This is a genomic window from Streptomyces sp. CB02980, from assembly GCF_014451325.2.
Classification (GTDB): domain Bacteria; phylum Actinomycetota; class Actinomycetes; order Streptomycetales; family Streptomycetaceae; genus Streptomyces.
In genome coordinates this window covers 189192-204881 of record NZ_JACSCH020000015.1, presented here as the reverse complement: position 1 = coordinate 204881, position 15690 = coordinate 189192, and the positions used below count along the sequence as shown (strand labels likewise).

Genomic DNA, 15690 nt, shown 5'->3' with positions numbered 1-15690 from the left:
CCCAGGGGGTTTACGGCAGCTCGATCCCCAGGTCCCAGCCGTCGTGCGCATGCGTGCACAGGCAGTCCCGGTCCATCGTCGCGGGCAGCGCGCCCACCGCGTCGAACAGCACCTCCCGCAGCCGTCCCACGTTCTCGCCGAACACCCGCAGCACCTCGGTGTGGGAGACGCCCTCGCCGGTCTCGGCGCCCGCGTCCAGGTCGGTGACGAGCGCCAGCGAGGTGTAGCAGAGGCCCAGCTCACGGGCGAGGACGGCCTCGGGGTGGCCGGTCATGCCGACGACCGACCAGCCGGCCGCCGCGTGCCACCGGGACTCCGCCCGGGTGGAGAAACGGGGTCCTTCGATCACGACCATCGTGCCGCCGTCGACCGGGTCCCAGCCCCGCCCCCGGGCGGCCTTGACCGCGACCCGCCGCCCGTCCGGGCAGTACGGGTCGGCGAAGGTCACATGGACGACGCGCGGCACGGCCCCGTCGGCCCGCCGCTCCCCGTCGAAGTAGGTCTGCGCACGGGCCTTCGTGCGGTCGACGAGCTGGTCCGGGACGACGAGCGTGCCCGGCCCGTACTCCTCGCGGAGTCCGCCGACGGCGCAGGGCCCGAGGATCTGCCGGACGCCCACGGAGCGCAGGGCCCAGAGGTTGGCGCGGTAGTTGATGCGGTGCGGCGGGACGCTGTGGCCGCGGCCGTGGCGGGGGAGGAAGGCGACCTGCCGGCCGGCGATCTCGCCGAGGAGGACGGAGTCGCTGGGGCTGCCGTACGGGGTGTCGACGGACACCTCCGTGACGTCCTCCAGGAAGGAGTAGAAGCCGGAGCCGCCGATCACGCCGATGTCCGCGTACGCGCCTTGGTTCGCCATGGCGATCACCCTATGCGGGGCACCGGGGAACGCCGAGGACCCCGTCGCGAACGACGGGGCCCTCGGCGAAGAACGTACGGACTGCGTCCTGAAATCAGGCTCGCGCAGGGGTCAGGCGGCCGAGCTTCCGGTGCTCGACGAGGACGTCGAGGAGGCGGAGGCGGACGACGAAGAGGTCGACGCGGCCGGCTTCGCGTCCGACGTCGAGGACGAGGACGACGACGGGGTCGAGGACTTCGACGCGGCCGGCGAGCTGCTGGACGACGAGCCGCGGCTGTCGTTCCGGTAGAAGCCGGATCCCTTGAAGACGATGCCGACGGCCGAGAACACCTTCTTCAGGCGGCCCTTGCACTGGGGGCACTCGGTCAGCGCGTCATCGGTGAACTTCTGCACCGCCTCGAGGCCTTCGCCGCACTCGGTGCACTGGTACTGGTAGGTCGGCACTTGTCTTCCTCCTGGCACTCACACTCATCGAGTGCTAACGACAATCCATACTGACGTATTCCGCGGGTTCAGTCCACCGCCACCGGCACGCGGTGACCGATACCACGCGCCGCGACGCGGCTCGTCTCGCGCGGCTTGAGGCGCGACCGCAGGGCGAGGAGCGTGGCCAGAGCGAGCGCCGTGCCCACCATCGGCACCAGGAATCCGGTGCTCGCGCCGTGGGCGTCGGCGAGGCGGCCGGCGACCGTGACGGCCGCGGCCTGGCCGAGCGCGACGGCGCCGGTGAGCCAGGTGAAGGCCTCGGTACGGGCGGACGCCGGGATCAGGGTCTCGACGATGGTGTAGCCGGTGATCAGGGCCGGGGCGATGCACAGACCCACGACCAGACCGAGGGCGCCGAGGAGCAGCACCGAGTGCGTGGTCCACAGCAGCGACGCGGCCACGGTGAGGCCGGCGTAGCCGAGGATCAGGCGGCGGCGGGGGCCGACCTTCCAGGCGACGGCGCCCATGGCGATGCCCGCGAGCATGTTGCCGGCGGCGAAGATCCCGTACAGCAGACCGTTGGCGCCGGGGTTGCCGATCTCCTCGGAGAAGGCGGTGAGGGAGACCTGCATGCCGCCGAAGACGGAGCCGATGCCGAGGAAGGCGACGACGAGGACACGGACGCCGGGGATGGAGAGCGCCGAGCGGCGCGGCTCGGAGGAGCCGGCCGCGGAGATGCCGAACGCGGGCTGGGTGGCGCGCTGAGCGGCGAAGAAGAGCCCGCCGAAGAGGGTGAGGGCGGCCTCGGCGATCAGACCGGCGGCCGGGTGGACGCCGGTGCACAGGGCGGTCGCGAGGACGGGGCCGACGACGAAGGTGAACTCGTCGGTGACGGACTCGAAGGCCGCGGCCGTCGGCATCAGCGGGGTGCCGTCCAGCTTGGCGGCCCAGCGGGCCCGGACCATCGGCCCGACCTGGGGCACGGAGGCGCCGGCGGGCACGGCGGCCAGGAACAGGACCCACAGCGGGGCGCCGCTCAGGGCGAGCACCACGAGCAGGATGACGGACGCGGTGTGGACGAGGACGCCCGGGAGCAGGACGGCGCGCTGGCCGAAGCGGTCGGCGAGCTTGCCGCTCTGCGGTGCGAACAGCGCCATCGAGACGCCGGTGACGGCGGCGACCGCGCCGGCGCTGCCGAAGGAGCCGGTGGTGTGCTGGACGAGCAGGACGATGCCGATGGTCAGCATCGCGAAGGGCTGCCGGGCGGCGAAGCCGGGGAGCAGGAAGGACAACGCACCGGGTGTGCGCAGAAGCTGCCCGTAGCCGGGCCGCTTGTCCGAGATGACCGTGGACGCCACGGTCCTGGCCTTTCTGCCGCCTGGTAGCGCGCCCCGGCACGGTGGTGCGGGTGTCGCCGAGAGCTGTCCTCATGCGCGTTACTGCGGTAGATACCGGGCCGGCCCCACTGCGGAGGGGCGCCACGGCCGCCATACGGTCGCGCCAGCTCTGCGTCAGGCAGAGTTGGTTCGATCAGGTGTGCCTTCATGGTACAGGGAGGAGCGTCTTCCTGCCTGGGAAAACGCTCCTGCCCTTGAATTAATGCCTCGGATTAACCGGATGTTCGTTTCTGGTCATGGCGGTGGAAGCGCATCTCGGTGCCGTGCGGCTCGCTGACCGCCGTGGCGCCCCCCGTGCCCAGCCAGCCGGCGAGCTTGCCGCCCTGGCCGACCGCGCGCAGCCGTCGTTCCGTGGCGTCGCGTACCGGGTCGGTCGCGACGACGAGGAGTTCGTCGCCGCGCCGCAGGACGGTCGCGGGCCCCGGGACGAAGCTCGTCTCCTCCCGTACGACGAGGGTGACGGCCGATCCGGCGGGCAGTCGCAGCTCGGCGACCTCGACCCCGTGCATCCGGGAGTGCTCCGGGATGGCGACGGAGAGCAGATGGCCGCGCAGCCGCTCCAGGGGCGCGGACTCGACGCCGAGGTCGGCCGCCTCCCCGGAGTCGCCGAGCTTGAGGGCCTTCGCCAGCCAGGGCAGGGTCGGGCCCTGGACGAGGGTGTAGACGACGACGAGCACGAAGACGATGTTGAAGATCCGCTCGCTGCCCTCGATGTCCGACACCATCGGGATGGTGGCCAGGATGATGGGGACGGCTCCGCGCAGGCCGGCCCAGGACATCAGCGCCTGTTCCTGCCAGGGGATGCGGAAGGGCAGCAGGCTGACCAGGACTTCCATGGGCCGGGCGACCACGGTCAGGACCAGGCCGATGACGACGGCGGGCCAGAAGTCGTGGACGAGCTCGTGCGGGGTGACGAGCAGCCCGAGCAGGACGAACATGCCGATCTGGGCGATCCAGCCGAGTCCCTCGGCGAAGCCCCGGTTCGCGGGCGCGTGCGGCAGCTTGGCGTTGCCGAGGACCATCGAGGCCAGGTAGACGGCGAGGAAGCCGGAGCCGTGGGCCATGGCGCCGGCGGCGTACGCGACGACGGCGATGGCCATGACGGCGATCGGGTAGAGGCCGGAGGCGGGCAGGGCGACGTGCCGCAGCCCGTACGCGCCGAGGAAGCCGACGGCGAGACCCACGGCGACGCCGATGGCGAGTTCGAGGGCGATCGTGCCGACGAGGACGTACCAGTCGTCGACCGGTCCCGCCGTGGAGAAGGCGACGACGAGGATGACGACGGGGGCGTCGTTGAAGCCGGACTCGGCCTCCAGGACACCAGTGACCCGTGACGGCAGGGGGACCTTGCGCAGCACGGAGAAGACCGCGGCGGCGTCGGTCGAGGAGACGACGGCGCCGATGATCAGGGCCTGTCGCCAGTCGAGGCCCACGAGGTAGTGGGCGGCGGCGGCCGTGATGCCCACGCTCACCGCGACGCCGACGGTGGAGAGGACGACCGCGGCGGGCAGCGCCGGCTTGATCTCCTTCCACTTCGTGCCGAGGCCACCCTCGGCGAGGATCACGACGAGGGCGGCGTAGCCGATGACCTGCGTCAGCTCCGCGTTGTCGAAGGCGACGTTGCCGATGCCGTCCTGGCCGATGGCGATGCCGATGCCGAGATAGAGCAGCAGGCTGGGGAGCCCGCTCCGGGACGAGATCCGTACGGCCGCGACCGCGATCAGCAGCACGAGGGAGCTGATGAGCAGGAGTTCGTTGAGCTCGTGGACAGTCAGTGGCCGTTCCTTCCCCTCACATGCAGCTGGACCGTTCTTCCAGCGGCCGTCGCGTGCCGCTGGATCGGTCCTCCAGAGGCAGACACTTCGTTACCTTACCTAATCTTTAACGTTTTCTTGACGCCGTCTTTGCACCTCCTCGCTCGCCAGTACGGTTCTCTTCCGGACACCGCGTCCGGGCCCTCCAGGCGCTGCGCCTAAGGTTGCTCCCGTACTCCAGGACCACCCTGCCCCTCGAAGGACAGCGATGCCCTCCAACACGACCGCGCCTCCCGCCAAGAAGAAAGGGCGGCGCGCCCGCCTGATCCTCCTCGTCCTGGTCCTCGCTCTGGTCGCGGGCGTCGGATACGGCGGGTTCTGGGGTGTGAGCACCGTCCGGGCCTCGTTCCCGCAGACCACGGGCGAGATCCGGCTCGACAGTCTGTCCGGCGAGGTAGAGGTGAAGCGCGACGCGAACGGCGTCCCGCAGATCTACGCCGACAACGAGACGGACCTCTTCCGCGCCCAGGGCTACGTCCAGGCGCAGGACCGCTTCTACGAGATGGACGTCCGGCGGCATGTGACCGCGGGCCGGCTCTCCGAGATGTTCGGCGACAGCCAGGTCGAGACGGACTCCTTCCTGCGCACGCTCGGCTGGCGCCGGGTCGCGCAGCAGGAGTACGACAAGGTCCTGTCGCCGGAGACGAAGAAGTACCTCCAGGCGTACGCGGAGGGCGTCAACGCCTATCTGAAGGACCGGGACCCCGCCGACGTCTCCGTCGAGTACGCGGCCCTGGCCCTCACCAACGACTACGCGATCGAGCCGTGGACGCCGGTCGACTCGGTGGCCTGGCTCAAGGCGATGGCCTGGGACCTGCGCGGCAACATGCAGGACGAGATCGACCGCTCGCTGATGACGAGCCGGATGAGCGCGAGCCAGATCAAGCAGCTGTACCCGGACTACCCGTACGCGCTCCACCAGCCGATCGTCGACCGCGGCGCGGTGGACGAGTCCACCGGGAAGTTCGACCCGAAGGGCACGGCGGGCGACGGCGACGACGGCCTGAGCACCGGCGAGACCCCGGGCAGCGTTCCCGGCAGCGGCTCCGGCTCCTCCTCCGGTTCCTCCGACTCCTCCGGCTCCGGTGCGCAGTCCCAGCTCGGCGCGCTCTCGGAGGTCCTGGACGGCGTGCCCGCCCTCCTCGGCCCCAACGGCAACGGCATCGGCTCGAACTCCTGGGTCGTCTCCGGGCAGTACACGACCTCCGGCAAGCCGCTGCTCGCCAACGACCCGCACCTCGCGCCCCAGCTGCCGTCCCTCTGGTACCAGATGGGCCTGCACTGCCGCTCGGTCTCGGCGACCTGCCGTTACGACGTCTCCGGCTACACCTTCTCCGGCATGCCCGGTGTGATCATCGGACACAATGACAAGATCGCCTGGGGTCTCACCAACCTGGGCGCCGACGTCACCGACCTCTACCTGGAGAAGATCGGCCCCGACGGCTACCTCGTCGACGGCAAGGTCAAGCCCTTCACGGTCCGCGACGAGATCATCAAGGTCGCCGGCGGCGAGGACCGGACGATCACCGTCCGCTCCACCGACCGTGGCCCGCTCGTCTCCGACCGCTCCACCGACCTGGAGAAGGTCGGCCAGAAGGCCCCCGTGGGCAACGCCGCCCCCGACCGCGGCACCGGCTACGGCGTCTCCCTCCAGTGGACCGCCCTCCAGCCGGGCAAGTCGATGGACGCGATCTTCGCCCTCGACCGCGCCAAGGACTTCGACCAGTTCCGGGCCGCCGCCAAGAACTTCGAGGTCCCCTCGCAGAACCTGATCTACGCCGACACCGAGGGCCACATCGGCTACCAGTCCCCGGGCAAGATCCCGCAGCGCACCAAGGGCGACGGCACCCTGCCCGCACCCGGCTGGGACTCCTCGTACCGGTGGAAGGGGTACATCCCCTTCGAGCAGCTGCCCTACGAGTACAACCCGAAGCGCGGCTACATCGTCACCGCCAACCAGGCCGTGATCGACGCCGAGAACTACCCCGACCTGCTCACCAAGGACTGGGGCTACGGCTCGCGCAGCCAGCGGATCAACGACCTGATCGAGTCGAAGATCAAGGACGGCGGAAAGATCTCGCCGGACGACATGCGGACCATGCAGACGGACAACCGCAGCGAGATCGCGACCCTCCTGAACCCGCTCCTGCTGAAGATCGACATCTCGGACCCGTACGTCCGCGAGGCGCAGAAGCTGCTCGAGGGCTGGGACTACACCCAGGAGCCCGACTCGGCCGCCGCCGCCTACTTCAACGCGGTCTGGCGCAACGTCCTCAAGCTGTCCTTCGGCAACAAGCTGCCCAAGGAGCTCCGCCCCGAGGGCGACTGCATCAACGTGCGCCCGGCCGACGCCACCGGCCCGGTCGACGAGCAGAACAAGCTCGTACGGGAATGCGGCCAGCGCGACCCCGACTCGGCTCAGCCGGACGGCGGCGACCGCTGGTACGAGGTGGTCCGCCCACTCCTCAAGCAGGAGAAGAGCGAGTGGTGGGTCACCCCGGGCAACCGCACCGACCAGGCCACCGAGACCCGTGACCAGCTGCTCGCCCGCGCCATGAAGGACGCGCGCTGGGAGCTGACCGCCAAGCTCGGCAAGGACGTCTCCACCTGGAGCTGGGGCCGGCTGCACCAGCTGACCCTGAAGAACCAGACCCTCGGCACCGCGGGCCCCGGCGTGGTGCAGCAGCTCCTCAACCGCGGCCCCTGGAACCTGGGCGGCGGCGAGGCGGCCGTCGACGCCACCGGCTGGAACGCGGCCGGCGGCTACGAGGTCATCTGGGTGCCGTCGATGCGGATGGTCGTCAACGTCGGCGACTGGGACAGGTCCCGGTGGATCAACCTCACCGGCGCCTCCGGTCACGCCTTCAACTCCCACTACACCGACCAGACGGACGCGTGGGCGAAGGGCGACCTGTACGACTGGGCCTACGGCAAGGCGGCCGTGGACGCGGCGACGAAGGACACGCTGAAGCTGAAGCCCTGATCAGGGCCGGAAGCGGGTGACTCCCTCCGGGGTCACCACCGCGTGCACGGGGTGGTCGTGCGGTTCCTCCGGGACCCGCGCGACCACCTCGTCCGCGTAGAGGAGCACCACGAGGGCCGGATCGGCACCCGCGCGCGTGAGCCGGGCGAGCACCCGGTCGTACGAGCCGCCGCCCCGGCCGAGCCGCATCCCCCGCCCGTCGACCGCGAGGCCCGGCAGCAGGACGGCGTCGGCGGCGCACACGGCCTCGGGGCCCAGTCGGGGCCCGACCGGTTCGAGCAGACCCCGGCCGGCCTTCGCGAGCCCCTCCGGGCCCTCGTACGCCGCCCAGTCCAGGTCGTTGTCGGGGAGCAGCACGGGGAGCAGGACCCGCACCCCGCGCGCGTGGAGCGCGTCGAGCAACGCGCGCGTGCCCGGCTCGCGGCCCACGGACACATAGGCGGCGACGGTGGACGCCTGCGCGAGTTCGGCGAGTTCCAGTCCCCAGCGGGCGAGGGATTCGGCCGTGCGGGCCAGGGAGTCGGTGCTCAGCGCGGCGCGGGCGGCCAGAAGTCGGCTGCGCAGCACGGTCTTTTCGGACATCTCAGGTGTCATGTCGGCCCCATGCGAATTCGCCAAACTCTCGAAACTGTCTTTATGTGAAGGAAGTTAACCGAAGCCACATCTTCCTCTCATTCCGAACGGCTAAGGTGCACCGCATGAATCACTTGCTCCCCAGGCTCGGCCGGATCAGCAAGGCTGTCATCCCCGCCGCAGGCCTCGGTACCCGCTTCCTCCCGGCGACCAAGGCGACGCCGAAGGAGATGCTGCCGGTCGTCGACAAGCCGGCCATCCAGTACGTCGTCGAGGAGGCCGTCGCGGCCGGCCTCTCCGACGTCCTGATGATCACCGGCCGGAACAAGCGTCCCCTGGAGGACCACTTCGACCGGAACTACGAGCTGGAGGAGGCCCTGACGCGGAAGGGCGACGCCGAACGCCTCTCCAAGGTCCAGGAGTCCAGCGACCTCGCCACCATGCACTACGTGCGCCAGGGCGCCCCGCGCGGCCTCGGCCACGCCGTGCTCTGCGCCGCCCCGCACGTCGGCGACCAGCCCTTCGCGGTGCTCCTCGGCGACGACCTGATCGACCCCCGCGACCCGCTGCTCGCGCGGATGGTGGAGATCCAGGAGCGCGAGGGCGGCAGCGTGATCGCCCTCATGGAGGTCGAGCCCTCGCAGATCCATCTGTACGGCTGCGCGGCGGTCGAGGCGACCGTCGATGCGGACGTCGTGAAGGTGACGGACCTGGTCGAGAAGCCGGACGCGGACGAGGCGCCCAGCAACTACGCGATCATCGGCCGTTATGTGCTGGATCCGGCCGTCTTCGGGATGCTGCGGGAGACCGAACCGGGCCGCGGCGGGGAGATCCAGCTGACGGACGCGCTGCAGAAGCTCGCCTCGGACGAGAAGATCGGCGGCCCGGTGCACGGCGTCGTCTTCAAGGGCCGTCGTTATGACACCGGTGACCGCGGTGACTATCTGCGTGCCATTGTCAGACTCGCGTGCGAACGTGAAGATCTGGGACCGGACTTCCGGGCCTGGCTCCGGAGATACGTCAGCGAGGAGATGTAGCACCTTGAGCAGCAGCGCGGCACCGTCGCCGTCCCACGACGACCACGATCACGACGGCCAGGACCACGACGGCCACGACCACGGCGATCACGTCCATGGCGACGAGGAGAAGGTGGCCGACCCCTGCGCGGGGCCCGCGCGCGGGCTGTGGTCGGTGGACGAGCACCTGGCCGACATCCTCGCGACGGTCGGCCCGCTCGAACCCATCGAGCTGCAACTCCTCGACGCGCAGGGCTGTGTCCTCGTCGAGGACGTGACGGTGCCGGTCGCGCTGCCGCCCTTCGACAACAGCTCCATGGACGGGTACGCGGTCCGGGTCGCCGATGTCGCCGGGGCCACCGAGGAGTTCCCCGCCGTCCTGACCGTCGTCGGCGACGTCGCGGCGGGCGCCGGCGGCCTGCCCGAGGTCGGCCCCGGCCAGGCCGCCCGGATCATGACCGGCGCCCCGCTGCCGCCCGGCGCCGAGGCCGTCGTCCCCGTCGAGTGGACCGACGGCGGTACGGGCGGGGGCGCGGCCACCGGCATGACCGCCGCGAGCGCCGCCCCCGAGGGCGCGTCCGGCGAGGTCCGGGTGCACCGCGCCGCGGAGGCCGGCGCCCATGTCCGCGAGCGGGGGAGCGACGTACGGGCCGGGGAGCTGGCCCTGTCGGCCGGCACGGTGCTCGGGCCGCCGCAGATCGGGCTGCTCGCCGCGATCGGCCGCGGCACCGTCCGGGTGCGGCCCCGCCCCCGGGTGGTCGTCATGTCCACCGGCAGCGAGCTGGTCCAGCCGGGCGAGCCGCTGGGCGAGGGCCAGATCCACGACTCCAACAGCTTCGCGCTCGCCGCGGCCGCGCGGGACGCGGGCGCGCTCGCGTACCGGGTGGGGGCCGTCGCCGACGACGCCGAGTCGCTGCGCGCCACCATCGAGGACCAGCTCATCCGGGCCGATCTGATCGTGACCACGGGCGGCGTGAGCGTCGGCGCGTACGACGTGGTCAAGGAGGCGCTGACCGCCGACGGGCAGGTCGACTTCCGCAAGCTGGCCATGCAGCCGGGCAAGCCCCAGGGCTTCGGCGCGATCGGCGCCGAGCAGATCCCGCTGCTCGCCCTGCCGGGCAACCCGGTCTCCTCGTACGTCTCCTTCGAGCTGTTCGTCCGGCCCGCGATCCGGGCCCTGATGGGCGTCGAGGACCTGCACCGGCCCCGGGTGCGGGCCGAGCTGGCCGCCGACAAGGCGCTGTCCTCGCCCGCCGGGCGGAGGCAGTTCCTCCGGGGGACGTACGACCCGGCGGCGGGCACCGTCACTCCGGTGGGCGGTGCGGGCTCCCATCTGATCGCGGCCCTCGCGCACGCGGACTGCCTGCTCGTGGTCCCGGAGGAGACGGAGAGCGTGGAGCCGGGTGCCGAGCTGGAAGTGGTCCTCCTCGGCTGAGGGGGCGAGGGTGGGGGTACGGTGTCGTCCCACACAGCGACCGGGAGTGTCACGGCGATGAGCACGCAGCAAGGTCTCACCCACATCGACGAGGCGGGCGCGGCCCGCATGGTCGACGTCTCGGCGAAGGACGTCACGTCCCGCACGGCGCGCGCCAGCGGGCGGGTGCTCGTCTCGCCGCGCGTGATCGAGCTGCTGCGCGGCGAGGGCGTCCCGAAGGGCGACGCGCTCGCCACGGCCCGGATCGCCGGGATCATGGGCGCCAAGAAGACCCCGGACCTCATCCCGCTCTGCCACCCGCTGGCCGTGTCGGGCGTGACCCTGGACCTGGCGGTCACCGACGACGCGGTCGAGATCCTGGCGACGGTGAAGACCACGGACCGGACGGGCGTCGAGATGGAGGCCCTGACGGCGGTCTCGGTGGCGGCCCTGACGGTGGTCGACATGGTGAAGGCGGTCGACAAGGGCGCGGTCATCTCCGACGTACGGGTGGAGGAGAAGACGGGCGGAAAGTCGGGCCACTGGACGCGGAGCGAGTCGTGAGCCGCGGTGGCCGGGTGTCGGGCGTGCACGAGCACGAGGAGCGCGAGGAGCACGCGGGACACGAGGCGCGCGAGCCGCACGGGGCCGGGGCCTCGTCGGCGACGGGCGCGGCGGCCTACTCGGCCCTGGTCGTCACGGCCTCGAACCGGGCGGCTGCCGGGGTGTACGAGGACAAGGGCGGTCCGCTGATCGCCGAGGCCCTCGCCCGGATGGGCTTCACCGTGGAGGGCCCGCAGGTCGTCCCGGACGGGGCGCCCGTCGAGGCGGCGCTGCGGGCCGGGATCGCCGCGGGGTACGACGCGATCGTGACCACCGGCGGTACGGGCATCTCGCCCACCGACGAGACGCCCGAGGTGACCCGCCGGGTCCTGGAGCGGGAGATCCCGGGCATTCCGGAGGCGATCCGGGCGTACGGCCGGGAGAAGGTGCCGACGGCGGCGCTCTCGCGGGGCCTCGCGGGGGTCGCGGACGGCACGCTGATCGTGAACCTGCCGGGGTCTTCCGGCGGGGTACGGGACGGGCTGACCGTCCTGGAGCCGATCCTGCGGCACGCCGTCGACCAGATCCGCGGCGGCGACCACCCGAGAACGTCGTGATCCCGACCTGGCCGGTCGTCCTCGTGGACGGAGAGGTGATGCTCCGTCCGATAAAGATGCGCGACCACGCGGCCTGGCGCGAGGTGAACCGGCGCAACCGGGAGTGGCTGCGGCCCTGGGAGGCGACGGTTCCGCCGCCGCCCCCGGGCGGGCCGGTGACGCAGCGGCCGACGTACCGTCAGATGGTTCGCCATCTGCGGTCGGAGGCGAACGCCGGGCGGATGCTGCCGTTCGTGATCGAGTACCGGGGGCGGCTGGTCGGGCAGTTGACCGTCGCGGGCATCACCTGGGGGTCGATGTGCTCCGGGCACGTGGGCTACTGGGTGGACAGCGAGGTGGCCGGACGCGGTGTCATGCCGACGGCGGTCGCGCTGGCGGTCGATCACTGCTTCCGCTCGGTCGGTCTGCACCGGATGGAGGTGTGCATCCGTCCGGAGAACGGGCCGTCGCGCCGGGTCGTCGAGAAACTGGGGTTCCGCGATGAGGGGTTGCGGCCCCGCTACCTCCACATCGACGGTGCGTGGCGGGACCATCTGGTCTTCGCGCTGACGGCGGAGGAGGTGCCGGAGGGGCTGCTGCGCCGCTGGCATCAGGCGAGAATAAAATAAGTGTTCGAATTCAATCGGTAGTTGGCAGTCAATCGATCTGAACAATCACAAAAAAGTTCAGTGATATCAGCCAGATCGTGCGACACACCGGGCCAATTGGCCGATGCCGTCGCGCGAACCCCTCTACCGTGTGAGGCGTGAGCAGCAGCGGCCTCATCTACGCAGTCATCGTCGGGGCCTGGGCCGCCTACTTGGTACCGATGTGGCTCCGCAGGCAGGACGAGCTGAATGAAGCCCGTCCGACGGAACGCTTCAGCACCGCCATCCGGCTGCTTTCCGGACGGGCGGGCATGGAGCGCCGATATGCCAAGGAGCTCAAGCAGCGGGACCGTACGGCGGAGGGTCCGACGCCCGACGTGGACCCGGACGCGGAAACCGAGCATTTGAGCTCGGTCGACGTCCGGGCGTTTTCCGCGCCCGCGGCCAGAACGGAAGCGCGCCTGGAACTCCCCGAGCGGGAGCCGGCGCCGCAACCCGCTCCGAACCCCGCCCCGGCACCGGTACGCCCCGCCACGGGCGCGGCGGCCGAGCGTGCCCGCCGCGGCAAGGTCCTCGCCCGGCGCCGCCGCACCACGACGCTGCTCTTCGCCGGCTTCACCCTCGGCGCGGTCGTCGCCGCCGTCGGCGGGGTCGCCTTCCTGTGGGTGCCGGCCGTGCCCGCGCTGCTCCTCAGCACGTACATCGTGCACCTGCGGGTCCAGGAACGCCGCCGCTTCGTGTACGTGATGGACCGGCGGCGCGCGGAGGCCGCGGCGGCGCGGCTCCGCGAGAGCCGACGTCCGGCGCCCACGCCCGAGCTGTCGCCCGAGTCCGCCCCGGGACCCTCCCCGCAGGAGGCGGACCGGCGCGCCCTGGTCGAGCAGACCGACCACGCGGAGTGGGTCGACCAGCAGCGCGACCGCGGCCCGGCCCGTGGCGACAGCTGGGACCCGGTCCCGGTCCCGCTCCCCACGTACGTCACCGCCCCGGTCGCCCCGCGTGCCACGAGCGGCATCGACATCACAGACCCGGAGACCTGGAGCGCGGCCCGCTCCTCCACGGTGGCCGACCCGGCCCCCACCCCGTCGCCGGCGCCGCGCCAGCGCACCACCCCTCCGCGCCGCAACCGCGACCACGGCCGTACCCCGCTCTTCGACCAGTACGCGGACGACGACCGCCCCCGGGCGGCCAACGAATGACCCGAAGGGGCCCGCGACGGCCCCGGCTGACCTGCGCGGGAACGGATTTTTGCCTGAGCCGGTCGGGATGCTAATGTTTCACACGTCGCAAGGGCCTGTGGCGCAGTCTGGTAGCGCACCTCGTTCGCATCGAGGGGGTCTGGGGTTCAAATCCCCACAGGTCCACAGACAACGGGAATCCCGTCCGATCGAAAGATCGGGCGGGATTTCTGCTTTTCCGGAAGTGCCGTGGAGAAGCGCCCCCTTGGGGGCGCCCCGGGGTCCTCAGATCAGCGGCTTGGCGAAGCAGCGGCTGTTGTCGTAGTCGCGGTACATGCCGAATTTGGCGCACGGTTCGTAGCCGCTCGAGGTGTAGAGGGCTATCGCCTCCGGCTGGGCCGTGCCCGTTTCCAGGACCATGCGGGTGCGGCCGGCCTCGCGGGCGTCGGATTCCAGGGCGGAGAGGATGCGGCGGGCCAGGCCCAGGCCGCGGGCATCGGGGATCACGTACATGCGCTTGAGTTCGGCGTCGCCGTTCTCGTAGCCCTCGTCGTTCTTGTCCTGGGTGCGCCAGCCGCCCGTGGCGACCGGGTCGCCCCAGGGGGCGTACGCGAGGAGGTAGAGGCCCTGGGGAGGGACGAACATCCCGGCGTCCAGCGGTGTGGCGTCGCCCTCGTCGCCGTAGCGGACGGCGTACTCCGCCTGGACCGCGTCGTTGAGCGCGACGGCGTCGGGGTGGTCGTAAGGCGTGGGCTGGATGTTCATGCGGAGTATCGTACATGTATGCGATGGCATGGTGTCGGTATTCTCCCGGGATGCTCACTGTGACGTCCGTGAATGTCAATGGTCTCCGTGCCGCCGCCAAGAAGGGGTTCGTCGAGTGGCTCGGCGGGACCTCCGCCGATGCCGTCTGCCTCCAGGAGGTGCGCGCCGAGGAGGCGCAGCTGCCGCCGGAGGTGCGGGCGCCCGAGGGCTGGTTCACCGTCCACGCGCCCGCCGCCGCCAAGGGGCGCGCCGGGGTGTCCCTCTACACGCGCCGCGAGCCCGACCGGGTGCGCGTCGGCTTCGGGTCGAGCGAGTTCGACACCAGCGGCCGGTACGTCGAGGCCGACCTGCCCGGCGTCACCGTCGCCAGCCTCTACCTGCCCTCCGGCGAGGTCGGCACCGAGCGCCAGGACGAGAAGTACCGGTTCATGGGCGAGTTCCTGCCGTACCTGAAGGAGCTCCGGGAGCGGTCCGCCGCCGACGGCCGCGAGGTCGTCGTCTGCGGCGACTGGAACATCGCCCACCAGGAGGCCGACCTCAAGAACTGGAAGGCCAACAAGAAGAACGCCGGCTTCCTCCCCGAGGAGCGGGAGTGGTTCGGGAAGGTGCTGGAGGAGGGCGACGGAGGGTACGTGGACGTCGTGCGCGTCCTGCACCCCGAGCAGGAGGGGCCCTACTCCTGGTGGTCCTACCGCGGCCGCGCCTTCGACAACGACAGCGGCTGGCGCATCGACTACCAGCTCGCCACCCCCGGGCTCGCCGCCAAGGCCGTCAAGGCGTACGTCGAGCGGGCCGCCACCCATGCCGAGCGGTGGAGCGACCACGCGCCCGTGACCGCCGTCTACGAGCTGTAGGGGCGTCGGCGGTGCTCAGGGGCCTTGCGGCGGGGCTCCTGGGCCCAGGCGGCGGTCGAGGGCCATCGACAGTTCCGCCTCCACCACGCTCTTCGCGAGCGGGCGCAGCCGCCACAGGTCGTCCTCGGCCGCGTGGGTGCGCAGCAGGTCGGTGAAGAGCCCGGCGAGGGCGTCCGCGTGCTCGCGGACGCGGGCGCCGGCCTTGAGGACCTCGGCGAGCGGGACGCCCTCGCGGACGAGCGCGGCGGAGACGTCGAGCAGCCGGCGGCTGATGTGGATGATCTCCTCGCCGTCGGTGACGAGGTAGCCGAGGTCCAGGGCGGCGGCGAGGTTCTCCGGGGTGACCTCGCCGGCGAAGTGGTCGGCGAGTTCCTCGGGGGTGAGGCGGACCGGCTCCTCCTCGCTGGGAGCGCCGAGGGCGAGCACCTCGCGGACGTTGCGCCCGCTCTCGAAGGCGGTGGTGAGATCGGCGATGCCGTTGAGGGTGTGGCCGCGCTCCAGGAGGGCGGCGATCGTGCGCAGCCGGGCCAGGTGGTGCTCGTCGTACCAGGCGATCCGGCCCTCGCGGCGGGGCGGGGGGATCAGTCCGCGCTCACGGTAGAAGCGCAGGGTGCGCACGGTGATGCCGGCGGCGGCCGCCAGCTCCTCCATGCGGTACTCGCGTACA

Annotated in this window: 15 protein-coding genes and 1 tRNA gene; 9 read left to right on the top strand and 7 right to left on the bottom strand. The window is 71.5% G+C overall.

Annotation, left to right across the window (positions count from 1 at the left end; genetic code table 11):
* Positions 1-10: 10 nt before the first annotated feature.
* The 4 genes from E0F75_RS28660 to E0F75_RS28645 form a co-directional block, all read right to left on the bottom strand.
* Positions 11-856 (bottom strand): S-methyl-5'-thioadenosine phosphorylase, encoded by an 846-nt coding sequence (locus tag E0F75_RS28660; protein ID WP_229313845.1) that lies wholly within the window; start codon positions 854-856, stop codon positions 11-13.
* A 111-nt stretch (positions 857-967) separates the two neighbouring features.
* Positions 968-1300, bottom strand: coding sequence for an FmdB family zinc ribbon protein (locus E0F75_RS40470; RefSeq protein WP_229313844.1), 333 nt, complete (start codon positions 1298-1300; stop codon positions 968-970).
* 68 nt (positions 1301-1368) lie between these two features.
* Entirely contained in the window at positions 1369-2640 is a 1272-nt protein-coding gene (locus E0F75_RS28650; protein WP_229313843.1) for an MFS transporter, read from the bottom strand.
* 251 nt (positions 2641-2891) lie between these two features.
* On the bottom strand, positions 2892-4454 hold the full coding sequence (locus E0F75_RS28645; protein ID WP_267499695.1) for a potassium/proton antiporter: 1563 nt from the start codon (positions 4452-4454) through the stop codon (positions 2892-2894).
* A gap of 247 nt (positions 4455-4701) precedes the next feature.
* On the opposite strand from E0F75_RS28645, the gene E0F75_RS28640 reads away from it, so the two are divergent.
* Positions 4702-7476, top strand: a complete 2775-nt coding sequence (locus E0F75_RS28640; RefSeq protein WP_229313841.1) for a penicillin acylase family protein — start codon at positions 4702-4704, stop codon at positions 7474-7476.
* Here the strand turns inward: E0F75_RS28640 and E0F75_RS28635 are convergent, their stop codons facing one another.
* A complete protein-coding gene (locus E0F75_RS28635; RefSeq protein ID WP_229313840.1) occupies positions 7477-8070 on the bottom strand; it encodes a 5-formyltetrahydrofolate cyclo-ligase in 594 nt (197 codons plus the stop codon).
* 104 nt (positions 8071-8174) lie between these two features.
* Between E0F75_RS28635 and galU the strand changes: the two genes are divergently transcribed.
* The 7 genes from galU (at position 8175) to E0F75_RS28600 (ending at position 13590) form a co-directional block, all read left to right on the top strand.
* The gene (gene galU / locus E0F75_RS28630) at positions 8175-9086 is read left to right on the top strand and encodes a UTP--glucose-1-phosphate uridylyltransferase GalU (protein WP_229313839.1); all 912 of its coding nucleotides are present in this window, start codon (positions 8175-8177) and stop codon (positions 9084-9086) included.
* A 112-nt stretch (positions 9087-9198) separates the two neighbouring features.
* Positions 9199-10500 carry a gephyrin-like molybdotransferase Glp gene (gene glp, locus E0F75_RS28625; protein WP_229313874.1) on the top strand — a complete coding sequence of 434 codons (1302 nt, stop codon included), beginning with the start codon at positions 9199-9201 and terminating at the stop codon, positions 10498-10500.
* Between the two features lie 57 nt (positions 10501-10557).
* Positions 10558-11043 carry a cyclic pyranopterin monophosphate synthase MoaC gene (gene moaC / locus E0F75_RS28620; protein WP_055600182.1) on the top strand — a complete coding sequence of 162 codons (486 nt, stop codon included), beginning with the start codon at positions 10558-10560 and terminating at the stop codon, positions 11041-11043.
* Positions 11044-11168: 125 nt separating this feature from the next.
* Positions 11169-11639 (top strand): molybdenum cofactor biosynthesis protein B, encoded by a 471-nt coding sequence (locus tag E0F75_RS28615; RefSeq protein ID WP_267499693.1) that lies wholly within the window; start codon positions 11169-11171, stop codon positions 11637-11639.
* A 38-nt stretch (positions 11640-11677) separates the two neighbouring features.
* A complete protein-coding gene (locus E0F75_RS28610) occupies positions 11678-12247 on the top strand; it encodes a GNAT family N-acetyltransferase (RefSeq protein ID WP_229313837.1) in 570 nt (189 codons plus the stop codon).
* 137 nt (positions 12248-12384) lie between these two features.
* Positions 12385-13425: a gephyrin-like molybdotransferase receptor GlpR gene (gene glpR / locus E0F75_RS28605; protein ID WP_229313836.1), complete on the top strand. Its 1041-nt coding sequence runs from the start codon at positions 12385-12387 to the stop codon at positions 13423-13425.
* Between the two features lie 91 nt (positions 13426-13516).
* A tRNA-Ala gene (locus tag E0F75_RS28600) sits at positions 13517-13590 on the top strand.
* 99 nt (positions 13591-13689) lie between these two features.
* Here E0F75_RS28600 and E0F75_RS28595 read toward each other — a convergent pair.
* A complete protein-coding gene (locus E0F75_RS28595; RefSeq protein ID WP_229313835.1) occupies positions 13690-14169 on the bottom strand; it encodes a GNAT family N-acetyltransferase in 480 nt (159 codons plus the stop codon).
* Between the two features lie 50 nt (positions 14170-14219).
* Here E0F75_RS28595 and E0F75_RS28590 point away from each other — a divergent pair, with 50 nt between their 5' ends.
* A complete protein-coding gene (locus E0F75_RS28590) occupies positions 14220-15023 on the top strand; it encodes an exodeoxyribonuclease III (protein ID WP_229313834.1) in 804 nt (267 codons plus the stop codon).
* A gap of 15 nt (positions 15024-15038) precedes the next feature.
* Here E0F75_RS28590 and E0F75_RS28585 read toward each other — a convergent pair whose 3' ends face one another.
* A complete protein-coding gene (locus E0F75_RS28585; RefSeq protein ID WP_229313873.1) occupies positions 15039-15674 on the bottom strand; it encodes a MerR family transcriptional regulator in 636 nt (211 codons plus the stop codon).
* Positions 15675-15690 lie beyond the last annotated feature (16 nt).